Raw genomic sequence first — 16,090 nt, 5'->3', positions numbered from 1 at the left:
TTCACCGCCCCGCTGCGGGGCGGCAACATAAATCCCATTTATCTTCCTGGACCAGAGTCGATCTCATGGCGACTGTCAGCACCAACGAAATGAAGGCCGGTACCAAGCTCCTCATCGACGGGGACCCGTACTCGGTCATCGACAACGAATACCGCAAGCCGGGCAAGGGCCAGGCGACCAACACCCTCAAGATCCGCAACCTCAAGACCGGCCGCGTGCTCGAAAAGACGCTGAAGTCCGGCGACACCATCGAGGTGGCGGACGTCGAGGACAAGGACATGCAGTACCTGTACAACGACGGCGAGTTCTGGACCTTCATGGATCCGAAGAGCTTCGAGCAGATCCAGGCCGGCAAGGCCGCGATGGCCGATTCCGCCCAGTGGCTCAAGGGCGAAGAAACCGTCCGCGTGACCCTGTGGAACGAAGTGCCGCTGATCGTCTACGCGCCGAACACGGTGGAACTGGCCGTGACCGAGACCGATCCGGGCCTGCGCGGCGACACCGCCACCGGCGGCACCAAGCCGGCCAAGCTGGAGACCGGCGCCATCGTCAAGGTGCCCCTCTTCATCACCGAGGGCGAGAAGATCAAGGTCGACACCCGCACCGGCGAGTACCTGAACCGCGCCGGCAAGTAAGCGCGCGCCGTTCCCATGAAGCCGCCTTCGGGCGGCTTTATGCTTTCTGACGCCATGACCGACTGGACTCCCTCCGCCGACCTGCCGACCCTGCGCGCCCGCGCGGCGCTGCTGGCCGCCCTGCGCGGCTTCTTTGCCGCGCGCGGGGTGCTGGAGGTGGAAACCCCCCTGCTGTCGTCGCACGCGACGGTGGACCGGCACATCGACAGCTTCCGCACCGCCGACGGCCGCTGGCTGCAGACCTCGCCGGAGTTCGCGATGAAGCGCCTGCTCTGCGCCGGCAGCGGGCCGATCTGGCAGGTCTGCCGCGTGTTCCGGCGGGAGGAGTCGGGGCGGCACCACAATCCCGAGTTCACCATGCTGGAGTGGTATCGGCCGGGCTTCGACCATCAGGCGCTGATGGGCGAGGTGGCCGAACTGGTGGTGGCGCTGGCCGCGGCGCTGGGCCGGCCCCTGGGGGATGGGATGGAGCGGCTGAGCTACCGCGAGGCCTTCAGGCGGCATCTGGGCCTGGACCCCTTCAGCGCCGGCATTCCGCAAATCCGGGCGGCGCTGGCGGCCACCGGGCATGACGCCGGCGATCTCGGCGGCGACGACCGCGACATCTGGCTGGACGTGGCCATGTCCCTGGCTGTCGGCCCGCGGCTGGGCCTGGAGGCCCCCTGCTTCCTCTACGATTTCCCGGCCTCGCAGGCGGCCCTGGCGCGCATCCGCCGCGACGATCCGCCGGTGGCGGAGCGCTTCGAACTGTTCTGGCGGGGAACCGAACTGGCCAACGGCTTCCACGAGCTGGGCGATGCCGCCGAGCAGCGCCGGCGCTTCGAGGCGGAGCAGGCCTGGCGCCGGGAGCAGGGGCGGGAGGTGCCGCCCTACGACCGCAACCTGGTGGCGGCACTGGCGGCGGGACTGCCGGACTGCGCCGGCGTGGCGCTGGGGCTGGACCGGCTGCTGATGCTGCTGCTGGGCAAGGATTCGCTGGCCGAGGTCCTGGCCTTCGACAGCGGCCGGGCCTGAGCCGCCGCGACCCTCGCGGCTTGCAGGGCCCGGCGCCGCCGTCGGCGGCTGAACGCCCGCTGGACTCTCGGCGGCTCCGCCGCCCCCGTTCAGCTCTCGATCGGGAACAGGTCCTTGAGGTCGCGCCAGCCGCCATCGACCGAGAATACCTGGCCGTAGCCCATCTTCTGCAGGTTGTCGGCCGCGATCACCGAGCGGAACCCGCTGCCGCAGTACAGGTACAGCGGCTCGTTGCGGTCCGGGTGCTTGACCTCGATGTCGCGCTCGATCACGCCCTTGCCGAGCCATTCCGCGCCTTCGACATGCCCCGCGGCGAACTCACTCTCTTCGCGCACGTCTATGAGGCGGGCCGCCGGCTGCTCGGAAAGGATGCGCGGCATGTCCCGGGCATTCACTTCGCGCACGCGCGTGCGGGCGTCCTGGATCAGGGCGAGAAAGGCGGGGGAGTGTCCGGCCATGGGCGAATCCTCATGAATTTCTGACGAATTTTGCATGGTAGATTACGCCCCTGAAGTGCCTGGAGGAAGGCATCTTGTGGAATAACGACAGATGAGCACCCCCGTCGTGCTGATCCACGGCATGTGGTGCACCGGAGGAGACTGGAAGAGGGTGCGGGACCTGCTGGAGCCGCGCGGCTACCGCTGCCACGCGCCGACGCTGCCGGCCCACGAGCCGACCGCGGACCAGCCCCTGCGCGTGGGTGATCGCAGCCTGCGCGAGTACCGGGATTTCCTGGAGCAGTACATCCGCGAGCAGGATTTCCGGACTCCGCCGATCCTGGTCGGCCACTCCATGGGGGCCTTGCTGGCGCAGCAGCTGGCCGCGCGCATCCCGGTCTTCGCCGCGGTGCTGCTGACCCCCGCGGCGCCCTGGGGCATCAATGCGGCCGGGCTCGCCAACCTGGCGCCCTTCGCCCGCGTCCTGGGCCGCTGGGGATTCTGGAACCGCCCCTACAAGTTCAGCCGCGAGGCCGCGGCGGCCTATGTCTACAACGGCCTGTCGCCGGAGCGGCAGAAGGCCTGCTACGAACGGATGGTGCACGAGTCCGGAAGGGTCGCGTATGAAATCGGCCTGTGGTGGGCCGACTGGGGAAAAACAACCTCGGTCGATGCGGATGCGGTTCGTTGTCCTGTATATGTGGTGAGTTGCGGCGCCGACCGCCTGACCCCAGCCTTCGCGGTGCGCAGGGTGGCGGGCCTGTATCCCCAGGCGACGCACCGTCATTACCCGGATCGAGGGCACTGGGTGATCGACGACGAAGAGACCGAGGAGATGATCCACGGCATCTGTGGCTGGCTGCGTCCGCTGGAACAGCGGGCCGCACGCGGCCAGCAAGCCCCGCGTTGAGTCGTATTTCCTCATCAAGGAAACGTAAGGTAATGAAGAAGATTCTCTTGGCGGCGAGCGCCGCGCTGCTCGCGGCGACGGCCGCTGCGCAGACCGATCCGGTATCGCGGGCGATCGACGCCACCGTCCAGGCCGGCAAGGCCAGCGCGGCCTCGCAGGAGCGCGTCAACCAGTCCGACGACCAGACCCGGGCGATGCTGGAGCGCTACCGCGCCGCCACCTGGCAGGCGCAGCAGCTGCGCGTCTATGCCAACCAGATCGAGCCGCTGCTGGCGGCGCAGGAAGCCGAGAAGCAAAGCCTGCAGCGCCAGCTGGCGGACCTGGACCGTGCCGGCGGCGACATGATGCCGCTGATGCTGCGCATGCTCGATTCGCTGGAGAAATTCATCGCCCTGGACCTGCCGTTTCTGCAGGACGAGCGCAAGGAGCGCGTGGCCAACCTGCGCCGCATGATGACCGAGAGCGAGACCGCCACGGCGGAGAAGTTCCGCCGCGTGCTGGAGGCCTACCAGATCGAGGCCGACTACGGCCGCGGCCTGGGCGCCGAGCGCGGGCAGGTGGAGGAGCGCATGGTGGACATCCTGCGCGTGGGCCGCAGCGCCCTGTTCGCGGTGGCGCTGGACGGCGCCGACGCCTGGGGCTGGGATGCCGCCTCGCGCAAGTGGGAGCCCATCTCCCGCAAGTACGTCAAGGAATTGCGCCTGGCGATGAAGATCGCGCGCGAGACCGCCGCCCCTGACCTGTTGACGCTGCCGATGCCGGTGGCCGCCGCCGGAGCCGCCCCGTGAACGCCCGCCAACTGCTGCTCGTCCTGGCCCTGCTGCCGGGCATCGCCATGGCGCAGACCCAGGCCAAGGGCATGGACGACCTGCTCAAGCGCATCCAGCAGGACAGCGCCGCCAGCGCCAAGCTCAACCAGGAGCGCGAGGCGCGCTTCCTGCGCGACCGCAACGCCCAGGCCGAGATGCTGCAGAAGGCCGAGGCCGAGCATGCCGCGGTGAAGGCGAAGTCCGACGCGATCCGCGCACGCTACGAAGCCAACCAGAAGCAGATCGCCGAGCTCAAGGAGCAGTTCAAGACCCGTGCCGGCGACTACACCCAGGTGGCGGCCGCCGTGCGCCAGGCCGCTGCGGATTTCCGCGCCCATGCCGGCGACTCGCCGATCAGCGCGCAGTTCCCGGAACGCCTGGCCTTCCTCGATACGCTGACCGCCGACAACGCCATGCCGGTGCAGGCCGACATCGAGAAGCTGTGGTTCACGCTGCAGCAGGAGATGACCGAGAACGGCCGCGTGGCCAGCTTCCCGGCCGAGGTGGTCGATCCGGCGGGTGCCGCCAGCAAGCAGCAGGTGACGCGCGTCGGCGCTTTCACCAGCTTCCATGACGGGCGCTACCTGGTGCCGCAGCCGGGCGGCAGCGAGCTGCTGGAGCTGGCGCGCCAGCCCGAGCGCAAGTTCCGCTCCATGGCCAAGGACTTCGGCGAGGCCGAGGGCCGCGCGCCGATCCTGGTGGATCCCACCGGCGGCACCCTGCTGGCCCAGGAGGCGCTGCGCCCCTCGCTGATGGAGCGCATCGACATGGGCGGCGAGGTGGGCTACATCATCATCGTCATCGGCCTGGTCGGCGCGGTGCTGGCGATCTGGCAGCTGGCCTGGCTGCTGCGCACCGACCGGGCCGTGCGCCGCCAGCTCGCCAACGTCGCGCAGCCCTCCGACGACAACCCGCTGGGCCGCGTGCTGGCCACCTTCAAGGGCAACCCGGCCACCGCTGCCGAGGACGCCGAGGTGATCGAACTGCGCCTGTCCGAGGCCGTGCTGCGGGAGGTGCCCAAGCTGGAGCGCTTCCAGGCCTTCCTGCGGCTGGCGGTCGCCGCCGGCCCGCTGCTGGGCCTGATCGGCACCGTCGTCGGCATGATCATCACCTTCCAGGTCATCACCGAGCAGGGCGCCGGCGATCCGCGCCTGATGGCCGAGGGCATCTCGCAGGCCATGGTGGCCACGGTGCTGGGCCTGGGCATCGCGGTGCCGCTGCTGTTCATCAACAGCCTCCTGGCGGCCCGCTCGCGCGCCATCACCCAGATCCTCGACGAGCAGGCCACCGGCCTGCTGGCCGAGCGTCTGGAGCAGACGCGTGCTTGAGAGCCTGCTCCACGGCCTGCTCGGGCCGTTCGAGTCCGTCGACGCCTTCGTCGAAGCGGGGGGCTGGGTTTTGCCCTGGATCTTCCTGTCGGGCCTGGTGATGTGGACGCTGATCGTGGAGCGCTGGTGGTACTTCCGCTTCGGCTTCCGCCGCGAGCGCGAGGCCATGGCCCATGCCTGGGCGCGGCGCACGGATCACAAGTCCTGGCATGCCCGGCAGATCCGCCGCATGCTGATCTCGCGCGCCAACGCGCGGCTGGTGGGCAGCCAGCCCCTGATCCGCGTGATCGTGCCGCTGGCGCCGCTGCTGGGCCTGCTCGGCACCGTCACCGGCATGCTCGAGGTCTTCGACGCCATGTCGGCGCTGGGCTATGCCGATGCCCGCACGATGTCCGACGGCGTCTCCCACGCCATGATCGCGACGCTGGCCGGCCTGGCCGTCAGCCTCAGCGGCATTTTCTTCGTCGGGCGCTTCCAGACGATCAGCCGGGTCGAGACCGAGCTGTTCGCCGACGCCCTGAAATACTGAGGGGACGACATGCGCTTCAGCCGTCACAGCACTCCCACCGAAGAGCACACCGGCATCGACCTGGCGCCGATGCTGGACTTCGTCCTGAACCTGCTGATCTTCTTCATCATCACCAACACCTTCGTCACCGAGGCCGGCATCCACATCAACCGGCCCACGGCGCAGACCGCGGTGCGCGAGGAGCGCAACAACATCATCGTGGCGATCTCCCCGCGCGGCGAGATCTGGATCGACAAGCAGCGCGTGGACATCCGCGCGCTGCGCGCCGTGATCGGCCGCATGCGCGCCGCCAACCCGCAGGCCGGCGTCATCATCCAGGCCGACAAGGACGCGCGCGCCGGGCTGATGGTGGAGGCGATGGACCAGGCGCGCCTGGCCGGCGTGAAGGATGTTTCCGTCGCCGCCCAGCCGATGCGGTAGCCGCTGATGCGAGCGTACGTCTCCCTTCCGCTGGGCCTGGTCATCGTGTTCGGCCTGTTCTGGCTGATGCAGTGGATGATCCGTCCCTCCGATCGCCACGCGGTGGATGCCGCGACCGTGGTCGAGGCGGTGGAGATGGTCGAGGTCAAGCCGGACGACGCCTCGCCGGAGGAAATGGAGGCGGCCGCCGACGAACCGCCGCCGCCGCCCGCCGCGCCGCCCTCGCTGGCGCGCCCGGACCTGCCGACGATGAGCTTCCCCGCCTCGGCGCCGGTGGATGCGGGGCCGATCAAGATTCCCGCGATCAACACCTCCAGCCTGGGCCTGGGAGGCTCCAGCCTCAACGGCACCGGCCTGTTCGGCGGTTTTGCCGGGCGCGGCAGCGGCTCGGGTTCCGGCAGCGGCAGCGGCGGAGGCTTCGGCAAGGGCGAGGGTTTCCAGGGCAAGACCCTGATCCCGTTGTCCACGGCGCGTCCGCAGATGCCGGAGTGGGCTTGCAAGCAGGGCATCCGCGGCTGGGTGGAAGTGGTGTTCACGGTGATGCCCAATGGCCGCGTCAGCGAGGTCAAGCTGATCGACGCCGATCCGCGCGGCGTGTTCGAGGCGGCCGCCATCGAAAGCGTCGGCAACTGGATCTACCAGTCCACGGGCAAGGCGCGCATGGTCAAGCAGCGCGTCCAGATGGACCCTGAAGACTGCATCTACAACTGGCAGCAATGATCCGATCCCGCCTCCTTCTCGTCCTCGCGGGCCTGCTGGCCATGGGCGTCGCGCGCGCCGACCAGTACCGCAGCGAGGTCAAGGAACTCGACAGCGTGCCGCAGCAGGCGCCCCAGAAGAGTGCCCAGCAGCAGCTGCAGACCACCACCGATCCCTACGCCAAGGCCCTGCTGCTGCGCGAGCTGGCGGCGCAGGCCGTGGCGAAGAAGGACTACGCCCAGGCCTCCAGGTACCTGGAACAGGCCCTGGCCTCCAAGGCGCTGTCCGGCATCGCCGCGGAGCAGATGCGCCGCGACCTGTCGCAGCTCTACCTGGCCGGCGGCGACTTCAAGCGCGTGCTGCCGCAGCTGGAGGCGCAGGTGAAGGCCGGCAACGCGGCGCCGGAAACCCTGGTGGCGCTGGGCGCGGCCTACGTCGAGCAGAAGCGTTTCCGCGAGGCCGTGCCGCTGCTGCAGAAGGGCCTGGCCGCTGTGAAGAGCCCGGATGCCAGCTGGCAGCGCGCGCTGGTGGCGGCGCTGTTCGGCGCCGGGCAGGAGAAGGAAGCCCTGCCGGTGCTGGAGACGCTGCTCAAGCGCGACCCCAGCCAGCGCGACGACTGGATGCGGCTGGCGGCCGCCACGATCCGCTACGGCAGCAAGGAGCGCGCGCAGGCGGTGATGGAGCTGGCCAACCGCATGGGCTTCCTCGACAAGCCCGAGGACCGCCTGCGGCTGGTCCAGCTCACGGCCCAGATCGGTGCTCCTTTCGAGGCCGGCTCGCTGCTGCAGGCCTGGATGCAGAAGGGCGTGCTCAAGGCCGATGCCGCCAACTGGAAGCTGCTGGCCGGCCTGTGGATCGCCGCCCGCGAGGCGGTCCCGGCCACCGCGGCCCTGGAGCAGGCGCTGAAGCTGCAGCCGGACGCGGCGCTCTACCGCCAGCTCGGCCAGCTGCGACTGGACCGCGAGGAATACGCGGCGGCGGCCGATGCGCTGCACAAGGCCGTGCAGCGCGGCGGCAAGGACGGCAACACCCTGCTGGCGCTGGGCATGGCCCGCTACCAGCAGGCGGACGTGGAGGGTGCCTTGCTGGCCTTCCGCGAGGCGGCGCAGTTCGCCCCGGCCAGGAAGCTGGCGGCGGAGTGGGTGCGCTATCTCGAATCCGGCCAGGCGCGCGAGCAGGCGCTGGCCGCGGCGGCGCAGCGGCGCCAGCGCGGCGACGGCGGCTTCCAGCTCAGTGGCCGCATGAGCGGCGAGAGCTTCGCGCTGTCCTCCGGGCAGCAGGCCAGCGTGACGCTGGGCGAGTCCGGCGGCGATCCCTACACGCCGATCGGCGCCGACCGCCCCGGCAGCGCCGACGGTACGATCCCGGCCTGGACCGGCGGCCTGGCCAAGGGCGGCAGCCCCGGGGCGCGGCTGGCCAACCCCTATGCGGGCGACAAGCCGCTGTTCACGATCACCGCCGCCAATGCCGCGCAGTACCGCGGCCGCCTGACGCCGAGCCACCAGGCCCTGCTGGCGCGCTACCCCGGCTACCAGATGCCGGTCTATCCGACGCGCCGCAGCGTGGCCTATCCGCAGGCGATCTACGATGCCACCAAGGCCAATGTCGGCAAGGCGAGGCTGCTGGGCTCCGACGCTCTGGAGGGGGCGAAGCTGGGCGTGCCGTTCCCGCGGCCGCAGTCCGGCGTCGAGGTCATGTGGAACCACCGCACCCGCTACCGGGGGGATTCCGTGGACGCGCAATCCACGCAGGCCGTGGTCCAGGCCAGCGGCCGGCTGCAGACGCTCAAGCAGATCGAGCGGGTGGCCTTCCGCTACGGCAACCTGCGCGCACCGGCAGACCTGTCCAAGTCCAACATCCTGCTGTACTACCTGACCTGGTTCGGCCGTTCGCGCAACGACACGGATTTCCTCGTGCTGGTGCACGAGACCGCCAATTCCGAGGAGAACCCGCGGGACATCTGGGTGCTGCCGCCCAAGATCAACAAGATGTTCCGCATCCCGCCGGTGGGCTATGACCAGCCGTTCCCGGGCGCCGACGGGCTGATGTTCGTCGACATGATCGACATGTACAACGGCGCCTTCGACCGCTACGTCTGGAAGCTCACCGGCAAGCGCGAGATCTACATTCCCTACAACGGCTATCGCCTGCTCGACGGCAGCGTCAAGGCGCCGGACCTGCTGCGGCCGGGCCACCCGCGGCAGGACGTGATGCGCTACGAGCTGCACCGCGTGTGGGTGATCGAGGCGCTGGAGCGCGAGGGCAAGCGCCACAGCTTCGGCAAGCGCGTGTTCTATGTCGACGAGGACAGCTGGAACGTGGTGCTGGTGGAGAACTACGACCGGCAGGGGCAGCCCTGGCGCTTCCAGGAAGGCCACCTGCTGGCCTTCTACGACGCGCAGTTCGCCAACACCGCGCCGGTCTTCACCTACGACCTCAAGGACGGGCGCTACTTCGCCAACCGGCTCAATGACCGCGACCCGCCGCCGAAGTACGGCGAAGCGATGAAGGACTCGGAGTTCCTGCCGGCGACGGTCAAGGCCCGCTACGGCCGCTGATCCTCCGTCCGGGCGTCCGTTGCCGCGGCGGGCAAGAGCTCCTGCCGGGAAAAGCCCGGATCAGGCCAGGTACTTCTGGACCAGCCGGCCGACCTCCGGCACCATCGCCGCGATGTCCTTGTCGGCGCCGCCGCGGAATTTCGCATAGAGCGACTTGGCGGTGGCGTTCTGGCTGGTGGACATCAGCTGGTCGATGGTGCGGGCCAGGACAGTGGCCGTCTCGCCGGAGTTCTTCTTCAGGAAGCCGGTGAAATCGGAGCCGCCTTCCTTCTGGAAGCGCTCGAACAGCGGCTGCAGCTGGGCGGCGAACTCCGGCAGCATGCGGGCGGCGCCGCGCTCCAGGACGTCCGGGCGGCCGGATTTGAGCATGGCCAGGCCGGTCTTGAGCGCCATGCCGGTCAGGCCGCCACGGTTGGCCAGGGCGCCTTCCAGCAACCGGGCAAGATCGGCAATGGCCGCGTCTTTCTTCTCCGGGGCCAATAGAATATCGCTCAAGGACTTCATCCGTGGACTCTCGATGACTGAAGACAGGAAAGGCGGCAAGGGTAGCATTTCCTCGCTGAAAACCCGCCCGCTGGAGCGCAACATCGCGATGACGATGCTGGGCCTGGGGGCCGGCGGCAAGATCGCGGCGCACTCCATCGCCAACCTGTTCCGCGACGAGTCCACCCGCGAGCGCGCGGACCGGGACTTCTACAAGCGCCAGGCCGAGATCCTGGCCGACGAGCTGGGCAAGCTGAAGGGCTCGGTGATGAAGGCCGGGCAGATGATGTCGCTCTACGGCCAGTACTTCCTGCCGGAAGAGGCCGTGGACGTGCTCTCCAGCCTGCAGGACGACACGCCGCCGGTGGCCTGGCACGTGGTGCTGCCGGTGCTGGAGCGCGGCATCGGCCGCGACCGGTTGCGCGAGCTGGACGTGGACGAGAAACCGCTGGCGGCCGCATCGCTGGGGCAGGCCCATCGCGCCCGGCGCCGGCGCGACGGCCAGGAACTGGTGATCAAGATCCAGTACCCGGGCGTGGCCGACGCCATCGAGAGCGACATCCGCACGCTGTCGCGCCTGCTGATGATGACGCGCCTGGCGCCCAAGGGCCTGGACCTGGAGCCGGTGTTCAACGAGGTGCGCGAGATGCTCCACCGTGAGGTGGACTACGAAACCGAGCGCCATTTCACCCAGACCTTCGCCGAGAAGCTGCGCGACGACCCGCGCTTCGTGGTGCCGCGCGTGTTCGGCGAGTACTGCAGCGACCGTGTGCTGACCACCAGCTTCGAGCATGGCAACCATGTGCGCGACGATGCCGTGCAGCGCCTGCCGCAGGCGCGACGCAATGCCCTGTCCGCCGCCTTCGTCGAAGTGTTCCTGAAGGAGTTCTTCCGCTGGCACATGGTGCAGTCGGACCCGCATTTCGGGAACTACCGCATCCGCCCCGATGCGGACGGCCAGGACCGCATCGTACTGCTGGATTTCGGGGCCACCCGCGTCTTCGGCCGCGGCTTCGTGGAGAGCTATGCCGACATCGTCCGCGGCGCCATCGAGCGCGACCGCGAGGCGATCCTGCGCGGCGGCATCGACATCGGCCTGATGAAGGCCGGCTTCCCCAAGTCGGTGCTGGACACCTTCGTGCAGCTCTGCGAGACCATCGTGGAGCCCTTCGGCGACGCCGCCCACATGCCGGAGCGGCTCAGGAACGACAAGGGCGAGTACCTGTGGGGTGCCAGCGACCTGCCGATGCGGGCCGGCCGCATGGCGGCCTCCAACGCCCTGTCGGTGCATTTCAAGGTGCCGCCGCGGGAGATCGTCTTCCTGCACCGCCGCCTGGCCGGCGTCTTCATCATGCTGGCGACGCTGCACGGCGAGCTGAACGCCCGGGACATGCTGCTGAAGTACCTGAAGGAGGAGTAGGGCGCGGGCGATGGCGCGGGCCGCCGCGCTGGGCTAGCATCCCCGCCTTGTTCGAGCGGCAGCCCCCCGCGCCGCAGCTGGATTCACCATGAAGCCGATCCTCGCCCCCCTGGCGGCCCTTGCCCTGCTGCTCTCCGCCGTTCCCGCGGCCGCCCGCGTCACCGACAAGGAAGCCGCGCAGCTGGGGGGTACCCTGACCCCGGTGGGGGCCGAGAAGGCCGGCAACAAGGACGGCAGCATCCCGCCCTGGACGCCCGGCAAGCAGCGCGGTTCCCTGTCCGGGGAGTTCTATACCGATCCGGCGGTGGAAGCGGACAAGCCGCTGCTGACCATCACCCGGGCCAACATGGCGCAGTACGCACCGCGCCTGTCGGAAGGCCACCTGAAGCTGCTGGCGACCCATGACAGCTACAAGCTGCTGGTCTACCCCTCGCACCGCCATTCCGCCTGGCCGGAGCCGATCTATGCCGCCACCCGGGAGAACGCCGTCCGCTGCGAACTGCGCGGCACCGACGAACTCTACGGCTGCCGCCTGGGCTTTCCGTTCCCGATCCCCAAGTCCGGTGCCGAGGCGATCTGGAACCACAAGCTGAAATGGCGCGGCGAGTCGGTCACCCGCTACAACAACCAGATGATCGTGCAGCCCAACGGCCAGTTCCAGCTGACCAAGATCATCGAGGACGTGCGCTTCGTCTATGCCTCCATCAGGAACCCGGTGACGCTGGAGGGCGGGCAGAGCGATTACCTGCACTACATGGCGCGCACCACCGCCCCGCCGCGGCTGTCCGGCACCACGATCCTGGTGCACGACAAGGTCGGCACCGGCAGCGAGGGCCGCGCCGCCTGGCTCTACACGCCCACGCTCAAGCGCGTCCGCCGTGCGCCGACGGTGTGCTGCGACAACCCCGCGGAAGGCACCGACGGCAACCAGTTCTACGACCAGGTGGACATGTACAACGGGGTCCTGGAGCGCTACAACTGGAAGCTGGTCGGCAAGCGCGAGATGATCCTGCCCTACGACCCCTTCCGCCTGATCAGCCCCAAGACCCGTTTCGCCGACCTGGCGCGGCCGAAGCACCTGAACCAGGACCTGGCGCGCTACGAGCTGCACCGGGTCTGGGTGGTGGAGGCCGAGCTGCGTGCCGGCGAGACCCACGCCTTCAAGAAGCGCCGCTTCTACCTGGACGAGGATGGCTGGGCCATCGCGATGATCGACAACTACGACAACCGCGGCCAGCTGGTGCAGTTCCAGGAAGGGCACATCGGCTTCGGCTACAACATCCTGGCCACCTCGGCGGCGCCGGAAGTGATCTATCACTTCGGGTCCGGCCGCTATTTCGTGACCACCCTGTTCAACGAAGACAAGCCCTACGACTTCACCCAGGATTACCGGCCGGACTACTTCAGTGCCGCCACGGTGCAGAAGCGGGCAACCCGGTAAGCCCTGGAGACGGCCCCCCATTCAGGGGGCATTCAGCCCCTGTTGCAGTGCGATGAACTTTCCGGCCTAAGCCCCTGAAATTTGTTGGCGCACCTGGGGTTTTGCGCTAGCATCCGCTGCACTCGGTGCCATGGGCTGAATTTCTCCGACTGCCCGGCAGCCATCCGAAATAACCAGACGAGGAGATGTTCCCGATGAAGAAAACCCTGGCTTCACTCCTTGGCGTCGCTGCCCTGTGCCTCACGGCCCAGGCCGGTGCCAAGGTTCCTGCCGCAGAGGCAGCCAAGCTTGGCGCCGAGCTGACGCCGGTCGGCGCCGAAAAGGCCGGCAATGCCGACAAGACCATCCCGGAGTGGACCCCGCGTCCGCGCACCGGCGCCCTGAAGGGCGAGTGGCCGAACGACCCGGACGTGGACGCGCAGAAGCCGCTGTTCACCATCACCAAGGCCAACATGGCGCAGTACAGCGCCAAGCTGACCGAAGGCCACAAGAAGCTGCTGTCGAGCTACGACAGCTACAAGCTGAACGTCTACCCGTCGGTCCGCAAGATCGACTGGCCCAAGGAAATCCAGGACGCGACCAAGGCCAACGCCACCACCTGCGAACTGGTCAATACCGAGATCCTGAACAACTGCAAGCTCGGCTTCCCGTTCCCGATCCCGAAGTCCGGCGCCGAGCCGATCTGGAACCACAAGCTGAAGTGGCGCGGTGAGTCGGTCACCCGCTACAACAACCAGATGATCGTGCAGCCGAACGGCCAGTTCCAGCTGACCAAGATCGTCGAGGACGTGACCTTCGGCTACGCCTCGCTGAAGAACCCGACCGAGCTCAAGCCCGGCCAGGGCGAGTTCCTGAAGTACCTGTCCAAGACCGTGGCCCCGCCGCGCCTGGCAGGCACCTTCATCCTGGTGCACGAGAAGATGGGCACCGGCGCCGAAGGCCGCGCCGCCTGGCTGTACTCGCCGGGCCTCAAGCGCATCCGCCGCGCCCCGACGGTCTGCTGCGACAACCCGTACGAAGGCACCGACGGCCACCAGTTCTACGACCAGGTGGACATGTTCAACGGCGCCCTGGAACGCTACAACTGGAAGCTGGTCGGCAAGAAGGAGATGTACATCCCGTACAACTCCAACAAGATCGCCGGCAAGGGCACCAAGTACAAGGACCTGGCCAAGCCGAAGCACCTGAACCAGGACCTGCCGCGCTACGAGCTGCACCGCGTCTGGGTGGTCGAGGCCGACATCAAGCCGGGCACCAGCCACACCTTCAAGAAGCGCCGCTTCTACGTGGATGAGGACGGCTGGACGATCGCTGCCGTGGACGACTACGACAACCGCGACCAGCTCTACCAGTTCCAGGAAGGCCACATCATCAATGCGTCCAACCTGCTGGCGGCGACCACGGTTCCGGAAGTGATCTATCACTTCACCTCGGGCCGCTACTTCATCACCGCCGCTTGGAACGAGGACAAGCCGATCGACGCCACGGCCAGCTTCAACGCCGACTACTTCAGCGCGGCCTCCGTGCAGAAGATGACGACGAAGTAAGCTGCAAGCGGAAAAAGAGGCAAGGGAAGGCCGCCGGGGATACCCGGCGGCCTTTCTCGGTTCAGCACCACGATAAGCGAGCTGCACAAAGCGGCCGGGGATGGGAAGGGACATGAAGTACGACGAAAGGCTCGACTACGACAAGCCGGTCGAAACCGTGCTGCGGATGTACACCGACCGCAGCTACTTCGAGCGCAAGTACCGGGACTCCGGCGCCTGGGACGTGGAAGTGCTGGAGCATGAGCAGAACGGCAAGCGCTTCCGCATCAAGTGCCGCTTCAGCATGAAGTCCGATGCGCCGCTGCCGGACTTCGCCAAGAAGTTCATCGGTGAATCGGTCTCGGTGGTGCAGCAGGATGCCTGGGACCTGGAGAAGCTGACCGGCCGGATCGACACCGAGATCAAGGGCGCCCCGGTGAAGGTCTTCACCGAGATGCAGCTCAAGCCCTCCGGGCAGGGTTGCGCCAACCACCTGGTCTGGAACGTTTCCTGCGGCATCCCGCTGATCGGCGGCAAGCTGGAGAAGGTGCTGGCCGAGGACCTGCAGGCCAAGTCCCGCACGGACTACCAGGTCAGTCTCAAGATCCTGCGCGACTACTGACATGCAGACCGCTTCCGGACCGGACGGGCAGCCGGGCGGCAAGCCGCCCAGCCTCTGGCAGACCATCGCCAGCGTCGCCGCCTCCTTCTTCGGCGTGCAGAGCTCGAAGAACCGGCAGCGCGACTTCACCAAGGGCAAACCGCTGCATTTCATCGCGGTAGGCCTGGGCATGACCCTGGCCTTCATCCTGGTGGTCTGGATCGCCGTGCGCCTGGCCCTGCGCAGCGCCGGACTCTAGGGCGTGCCGAATCGCTGTTCCGCCCGCGGGTATTGCTCCGTCCCCGGGTTCAGGGCATAAAGGCAGCCAGCGCGCCGCACGAGCGCGCAGGCATATTCGGGAGGAGACGAGACATGGCAGTCGGTCACGGCTTGCGCGTGCTGGCCCTGGGCGTGGTCGCCCTGGGCGCGGCGGCGGGTTCATCTTGGTACGGCCTGCAGCAGCAGAAGCAGGCCGCGGTCGCCGCGGGCGACCTGGCCCTGTACGAGGCGGCCCAGGGCCGCACCCCCCTGGTCCTGACCAGCAACACCTCGGCGCTGGAAGGCGAGGTCGAGCTGGGCAGCGTGTCCGGGTCGCTGGTGGCGGACCGGCAGCTGCGGGTGCCGCGGCAGCTGGCGGACGGCCGAAAGGGCTACGACCTGTGGCTGGCCCTTTCCTATACCCCGGGCGAAGGCGACGCCAGCGAGGCGGGCGAGTTCGTCATCGTCAACCGCGGCTGGATCAGCGAGGCCGCCAGCGCCGATCCGGCGAAGCTGGCCATCACCGCGTCGGAAACCCAGCTGGCCGGCTACTGGGTCCCCTTGCCCCTGGCGAGCGAGCAGGAGGTCAGCCGCGAGTTCTGCCTGGAAACGACCTGGCCCAAGACCCTGGCCAATCCGCTCCCCAGCTTCGGTGACATGAAGTGCCTGTTCAATTCCCAGCAGATCGCGCAGGGCCTGCTGATGCTGAACACCGACCTGGGCGATGGCCTGGACCGCGACTGGCTCGGCCAGCGCCGCGCCGTGGTGAAGGGCTACCAGACCGGGAGCTATGCCGGCTTTGGCGGTGCCGCGCTGGCGCTGCTGCTGTGGCTCGGCTTTGCGATCTTCGGCCGGCCCAGGGCGGCACCGGCCGCCGCCGCATCCGCGACGGCGGCGACCCCGGCGGGCGATGCCGCGGCACCGTCCAAGGGCCATCATCCCCACGCGCCGCTGGGCAAGATCCAGCGCTAGCGTGCTCCGCGGGAGCGGCTTCAGCCGCTCCCTCCGAGGGGACTGGGCCT

General features: G+C 68.4%; 17 protein-coding genes. 15 read left to right on the top strand and 2 right to left on the bottom strand.

Translation table 11 applies throughout. The features are described 5' to 3' along the window. The first annotated feature begins 65 nt into the window (after positions 1 to 65). The gene (gene efp / locus C3942_RS16240) at positions 66 to 635 is read left to right on the top strand and encodes an elongation factor P (protein ID WP_104231410.1); all 570 of its coding nucleotides are present in this window, start codon (positions 66 to 68) and stop codon (positions 633 to 635) included. A 54-nt stretch (positions 636 to 689) separates the two neighbouring features. After that, entirely contained in the window at positions 690 to 1,649 is a 960-nt protein-coding gene (gene epmA / locus C3942_RS16235; RefSeq protein ID WP_104231409.1) for an EF-P lysine aminoacylase EpmA, read from the top strand. Between the two features lie 89 nt (positions 1,650 to 1,738). Here the strand turns inward: epmA and C3942_RS16230 are convergent, their stop codons facing one another. Next, positions 1,739 to 2,107, bottom strand: coding sequence for a rhodanese-like domain-containing protein (locus C3942_RS16230; RefSeq protein ID WP_104231408.1), 369 nt, complete (start codon positions 2,105 to 2,107; stop codon positions 1,739 to 1,741). 91 nt (positions 2,108 to 2,198) lie between these two features. Between C3942_RS16230 and C3942_RS16225 the strand changes: the two genes are divergently transcribed. Genes C3942_RS16225 through C3942_RS16195 form a run of 7 tightly spaced genes read left to right on the top strand, consistent with a single transcriptional unit; the run spans position 2,199 to position 9,339 of the window. Beyond that, positions 2,199 to 2,996 carry an alpha/beta fold hydrolase gene (locus tag C3942_RS16225; RefSeq protein WP_104231407.1) on the top strand — a complete coding sequence of 266 codons (798 nt, stop codon included), beginning with the start codon at positions 2,199 to 2,201 and terminating at the stop codon, positions 2,994 to 2,996. A gap of 32 nt (positions 2,997 to 3,028) precedes the next feature. Continuing rightward, entirely contained in the window at positions 3,029 to 3,784 is a 756-nt protein-coding gene (locus C3942_RS16220; RefSeq protein WP_104231406.1) for a DUF3450 domain-containing protein, read from the top strand. Continuing rightward, positions 3,781 to 5,133, top strand: coding sequence for a MotA/TolQ/ExbB proton channel family protein (locus C3942_RS16215; RefSeq protein ID WP_243393635.1), 1,353 nt, complete (start codon positions 3,781 to 3,783; stop codon positions 5,131 to 5,133). The genes C3942_RS16220 and C3942_RS16215 overlap by 4 nt, the downstream gene beginning before the upstream one ends. Next, entirely contained in the window at positions 5,126 to 5,662 is a 537-nt protein-coding gene (locus C3942_RS16210; protein WP_243393634.1) for a MotA/TolQ/ExbB proton channel family protein, read from the top strand. Before C3942_RS16215 ends, C3942_RS16210 begins: the two co-directional genes overlap by 8 nt. Before the next feature lie 9 nt (positions 5,663 to 5,671). Further along, positions 5,672 to 6,082 carry an ExbD/TolR family protein gene (locus C3942_RS16205; RefSeq protein ID WP_104231405.1) on the top strand — a complete coding sequence of 137 codons (411 nt, stop codon included), beginning with the start codon at positions 5,672 to 5,674 and terminating at the stop codon, positions 6,080 to 6,082. A 6-nt stretch (positions 6,083 to 6,088) separates the two neighbouring features. Next, positions 6,089 to 6,802 (top strand): energy transducer TonB, encoded by a 714-nt coding sequence (locus C3942_RS16200; RefSeq protein ID WP_104231404.1) that lies wholly within the window; start codon positions 6,089 to 6,091, stop codon positions 6,800 to 6,802. Beyond that, positions 6,799 to 9,339, top strand: coding sequence for a DUF1329 domain-containing protein (locus tag C3942_RS16195; protein ID WP_104231403.1), 2,541 nt, complete (start codon positions 6,799 to 6,801; stop codon positions 9,337 to 9,339). The genes C3942_RS16200 and C3942_RS16195 overlap by 4 nt, the downstream gene beginning before the upstream one ends. 60 nt (positions 9,340 to 9,399) lie before the next feature. Here the strand turns inward: C3942_RS16195 and C3942_RS16190 are convergent, their stop codons facing one another. After that, a complete protein-coding gene (locus tag C3942_RS16190) occupies positions 9,400 to 9,834 on the bottom strand; it encodes a DUF6918 family protein (protein ID WP_133164327.1) in 435 nt (144 codons plus the stop codon). A 22-nt stretch (positions 9,835 to 9,856) separates the two neighbouring features. Between C3942_RS16190 and C3942_RS16185 the strand changes: the two genes are divergently transcribed. From C3942_RS16185 to C3942_RS16160, 6 genes are all read left to right on the top strand, one after another. Continuing rightward, a complete protein-coding gene (locus tag C3942_RS16185; RefSeq protein WP_104231401.1) occupies positions 9,857 to 11,242 on the top strand; it encodes an ABC1 kinase family protein in 1,386 nt (461 codons plus the stop codon). An 88-nt stretch (positions 11,243 to 11,330) separates the two neighbouring features. Next, positions 11,331 to 12,683 carry a DUF1329 domain-containing protein gene (locus C3942_RS16180; RefSeq protein WP_104231400.1) on the top strand — a complete coding sequence of 451 codons (1,353 nt, stop codon included), beginning with the start codon at positions 11,331 to 11,333 and terminating at the stop codon, positions 12,681 to 12,683. Positions 12,684 to 12,877: 194 nt separating this feature from the next. Beyond that, the gene (locus C3942_RS16175; protein ID WP_104231399.1) at positions 12,878 to 14,230 is read left to right on the top strand and encodes a DUF1329 domain-containing protein; all 1,353 of its coding nucleotides are present in this window, start codon (positions 12,878 to 12,880) and stop codon (positions 14,228 to 14,230) included. Between the two features lie 112 nt (positions 14,231 to 14,342). After that, positions 14,343 to 14,831: a DUF2505 domain-containing protein gene (locus C3942_RS16170; RefSeq protein ID WP_165797487.1), complete on the top strand. Its 489-nt coding sequence runs from the start codon at positions 14,343 to 14,345 to the stop codon at positions 14,829 to 14,831. A 1-nt stretch (position 14,832) separates the two neighbouring features. Further along, positions 14,833 to 15,069, top strand: coding sequence for a DUF2970 domain-containing protein (locus tag C3942_RS16165; RefSeq protein ID WP_104231397.1), 237 nt, complete (start codon positions 14,833 to 14,835; stop codon positions 15,067 to 15,069). Between the two features lie 113 nt (positions 15,070 to 15,182). Beyond that, positions 15,183 to 16,040 (top strand): SURF1 family cytochrome oxidase biogenesis protein, encoded by an 858-nt coding sequence (locus C3942_RS16160; RefSeq protein ID WP_104231396.1) that lies wholly within the window; start codon positions 15,183 to 15,185, stop codon positions 16,038 to 16,040. Positions 16,041 to 16,090: the final 50 nt, after the last annotated feature.

The organism is Solimonas fluminis (genome assembly GCF_002930645.1).
GTDB lineage: Bacteria > Pseudomonadota > Gammaproteobacteria > Nevskiales > Nevskiaceae > Solimonas_A > Solimonas_A fluminis.
This window is presented reverse-complemented; position numbering and strand designations above follow the sequence as displayed.

Bases quoted from the DNA above. Each gene is read 5' to 3' on its own strand.
- C3942_RS16230 (WP_104231408.1), bottom strand. From the start codon at position 2,107: ATGGCCGGACACTCCCCCGCCTTTCTCGCCCTGATCCAGGACGCCCGC.
- C3942_RS16180 (WP_104231400.1), top strand. From the start codon at position 11,331: ATGAAGCCGATCCTCGCCCCCCTGGCGGCCCTTGCCCTGCTGCTCTCC.
- C3942_RS16185 (WP_104231401.1), top strand. From the start codon at position 9,857: ATGACTGAAGACAGGAAAGGCGGCAAGGGTAGCATTTCCTCGCTGAAA.
- C3942_RS16160 (WP_104231396.1), top strand. From the start codon at position 15,183: ATGGCAGTCGGTCACGGCTTGCGCGTGCTGGCCCTGGGCGTGGTCGCC.
- C3942_RS16195 (WP_104231403.1), top strand. From the start codon at position 6,799: ATGATCCGATCCCGCCTCCTTCTCGTCCTCGCGGGCCTGCTGGCCATG.
- C3942_RS16225 (WP_104231407.1), top strand. From the start codon at position 2,199: ATGAGCACCCCCGTCGTGCTGATCCACGGCATGTGGTGCACCGGAGGA.
- efp (WP_104231410.1), top strand. From the start codon at position 66: ATGGCGACTGTCAGCACCAACGAAATGAAGGCCGGTACCAAGCTCCTC.
- C3942_RS16165 (WP_104231397.1), top strand. From the start codon at position 14,833: ATGCAGACCGCTTCCGGACCGGACGGGCAGCCGGGCGGCAAGCCGCCC.
- C3942_RS16170 (WP_165797487.1), top strand. From the start codon at position 14,343: ATGAAGTACGACGAAAGGCTCGACTACGACAAGCCGGTCGAAACCGTG.
- C3942_RS16175 (WP_104231399.1), top strand. From the start codon at position 12,878: ATGAAGAAAACCCTGGCTTCACTCCTTGGCGTCGCTGCCCTGTGCCTC.
- C3942_RS16205 (WP_104231405.1), top strand. From the start codon at position 5,672: ATGCGCTTCAGCCGTCACAGCACTCCCACCGAAGAGCACACCGGCATC.
- C3942_RS16220 (WP_104231406.1), top strand. From the start codon at position 3,029: ATGAAGAAGATTCTCTTGGCGGCGAGCGCCGCGCTGCTCGCGGCGACG.
- epmA (WP_104231409.1), top strand. From the start codon at position 690: ATGACCGACTGGACTCCCTCCGCCGACCTGCCGACCCTGCGCGCCCGC.
- C3942_RS16200 (WP_104231404.1), top strand. From the start codon at position 6,089: ATGCGAGCGTACGTCTCCCTTCCGCTGGGCCTGGTCATCGTGTTCGGC.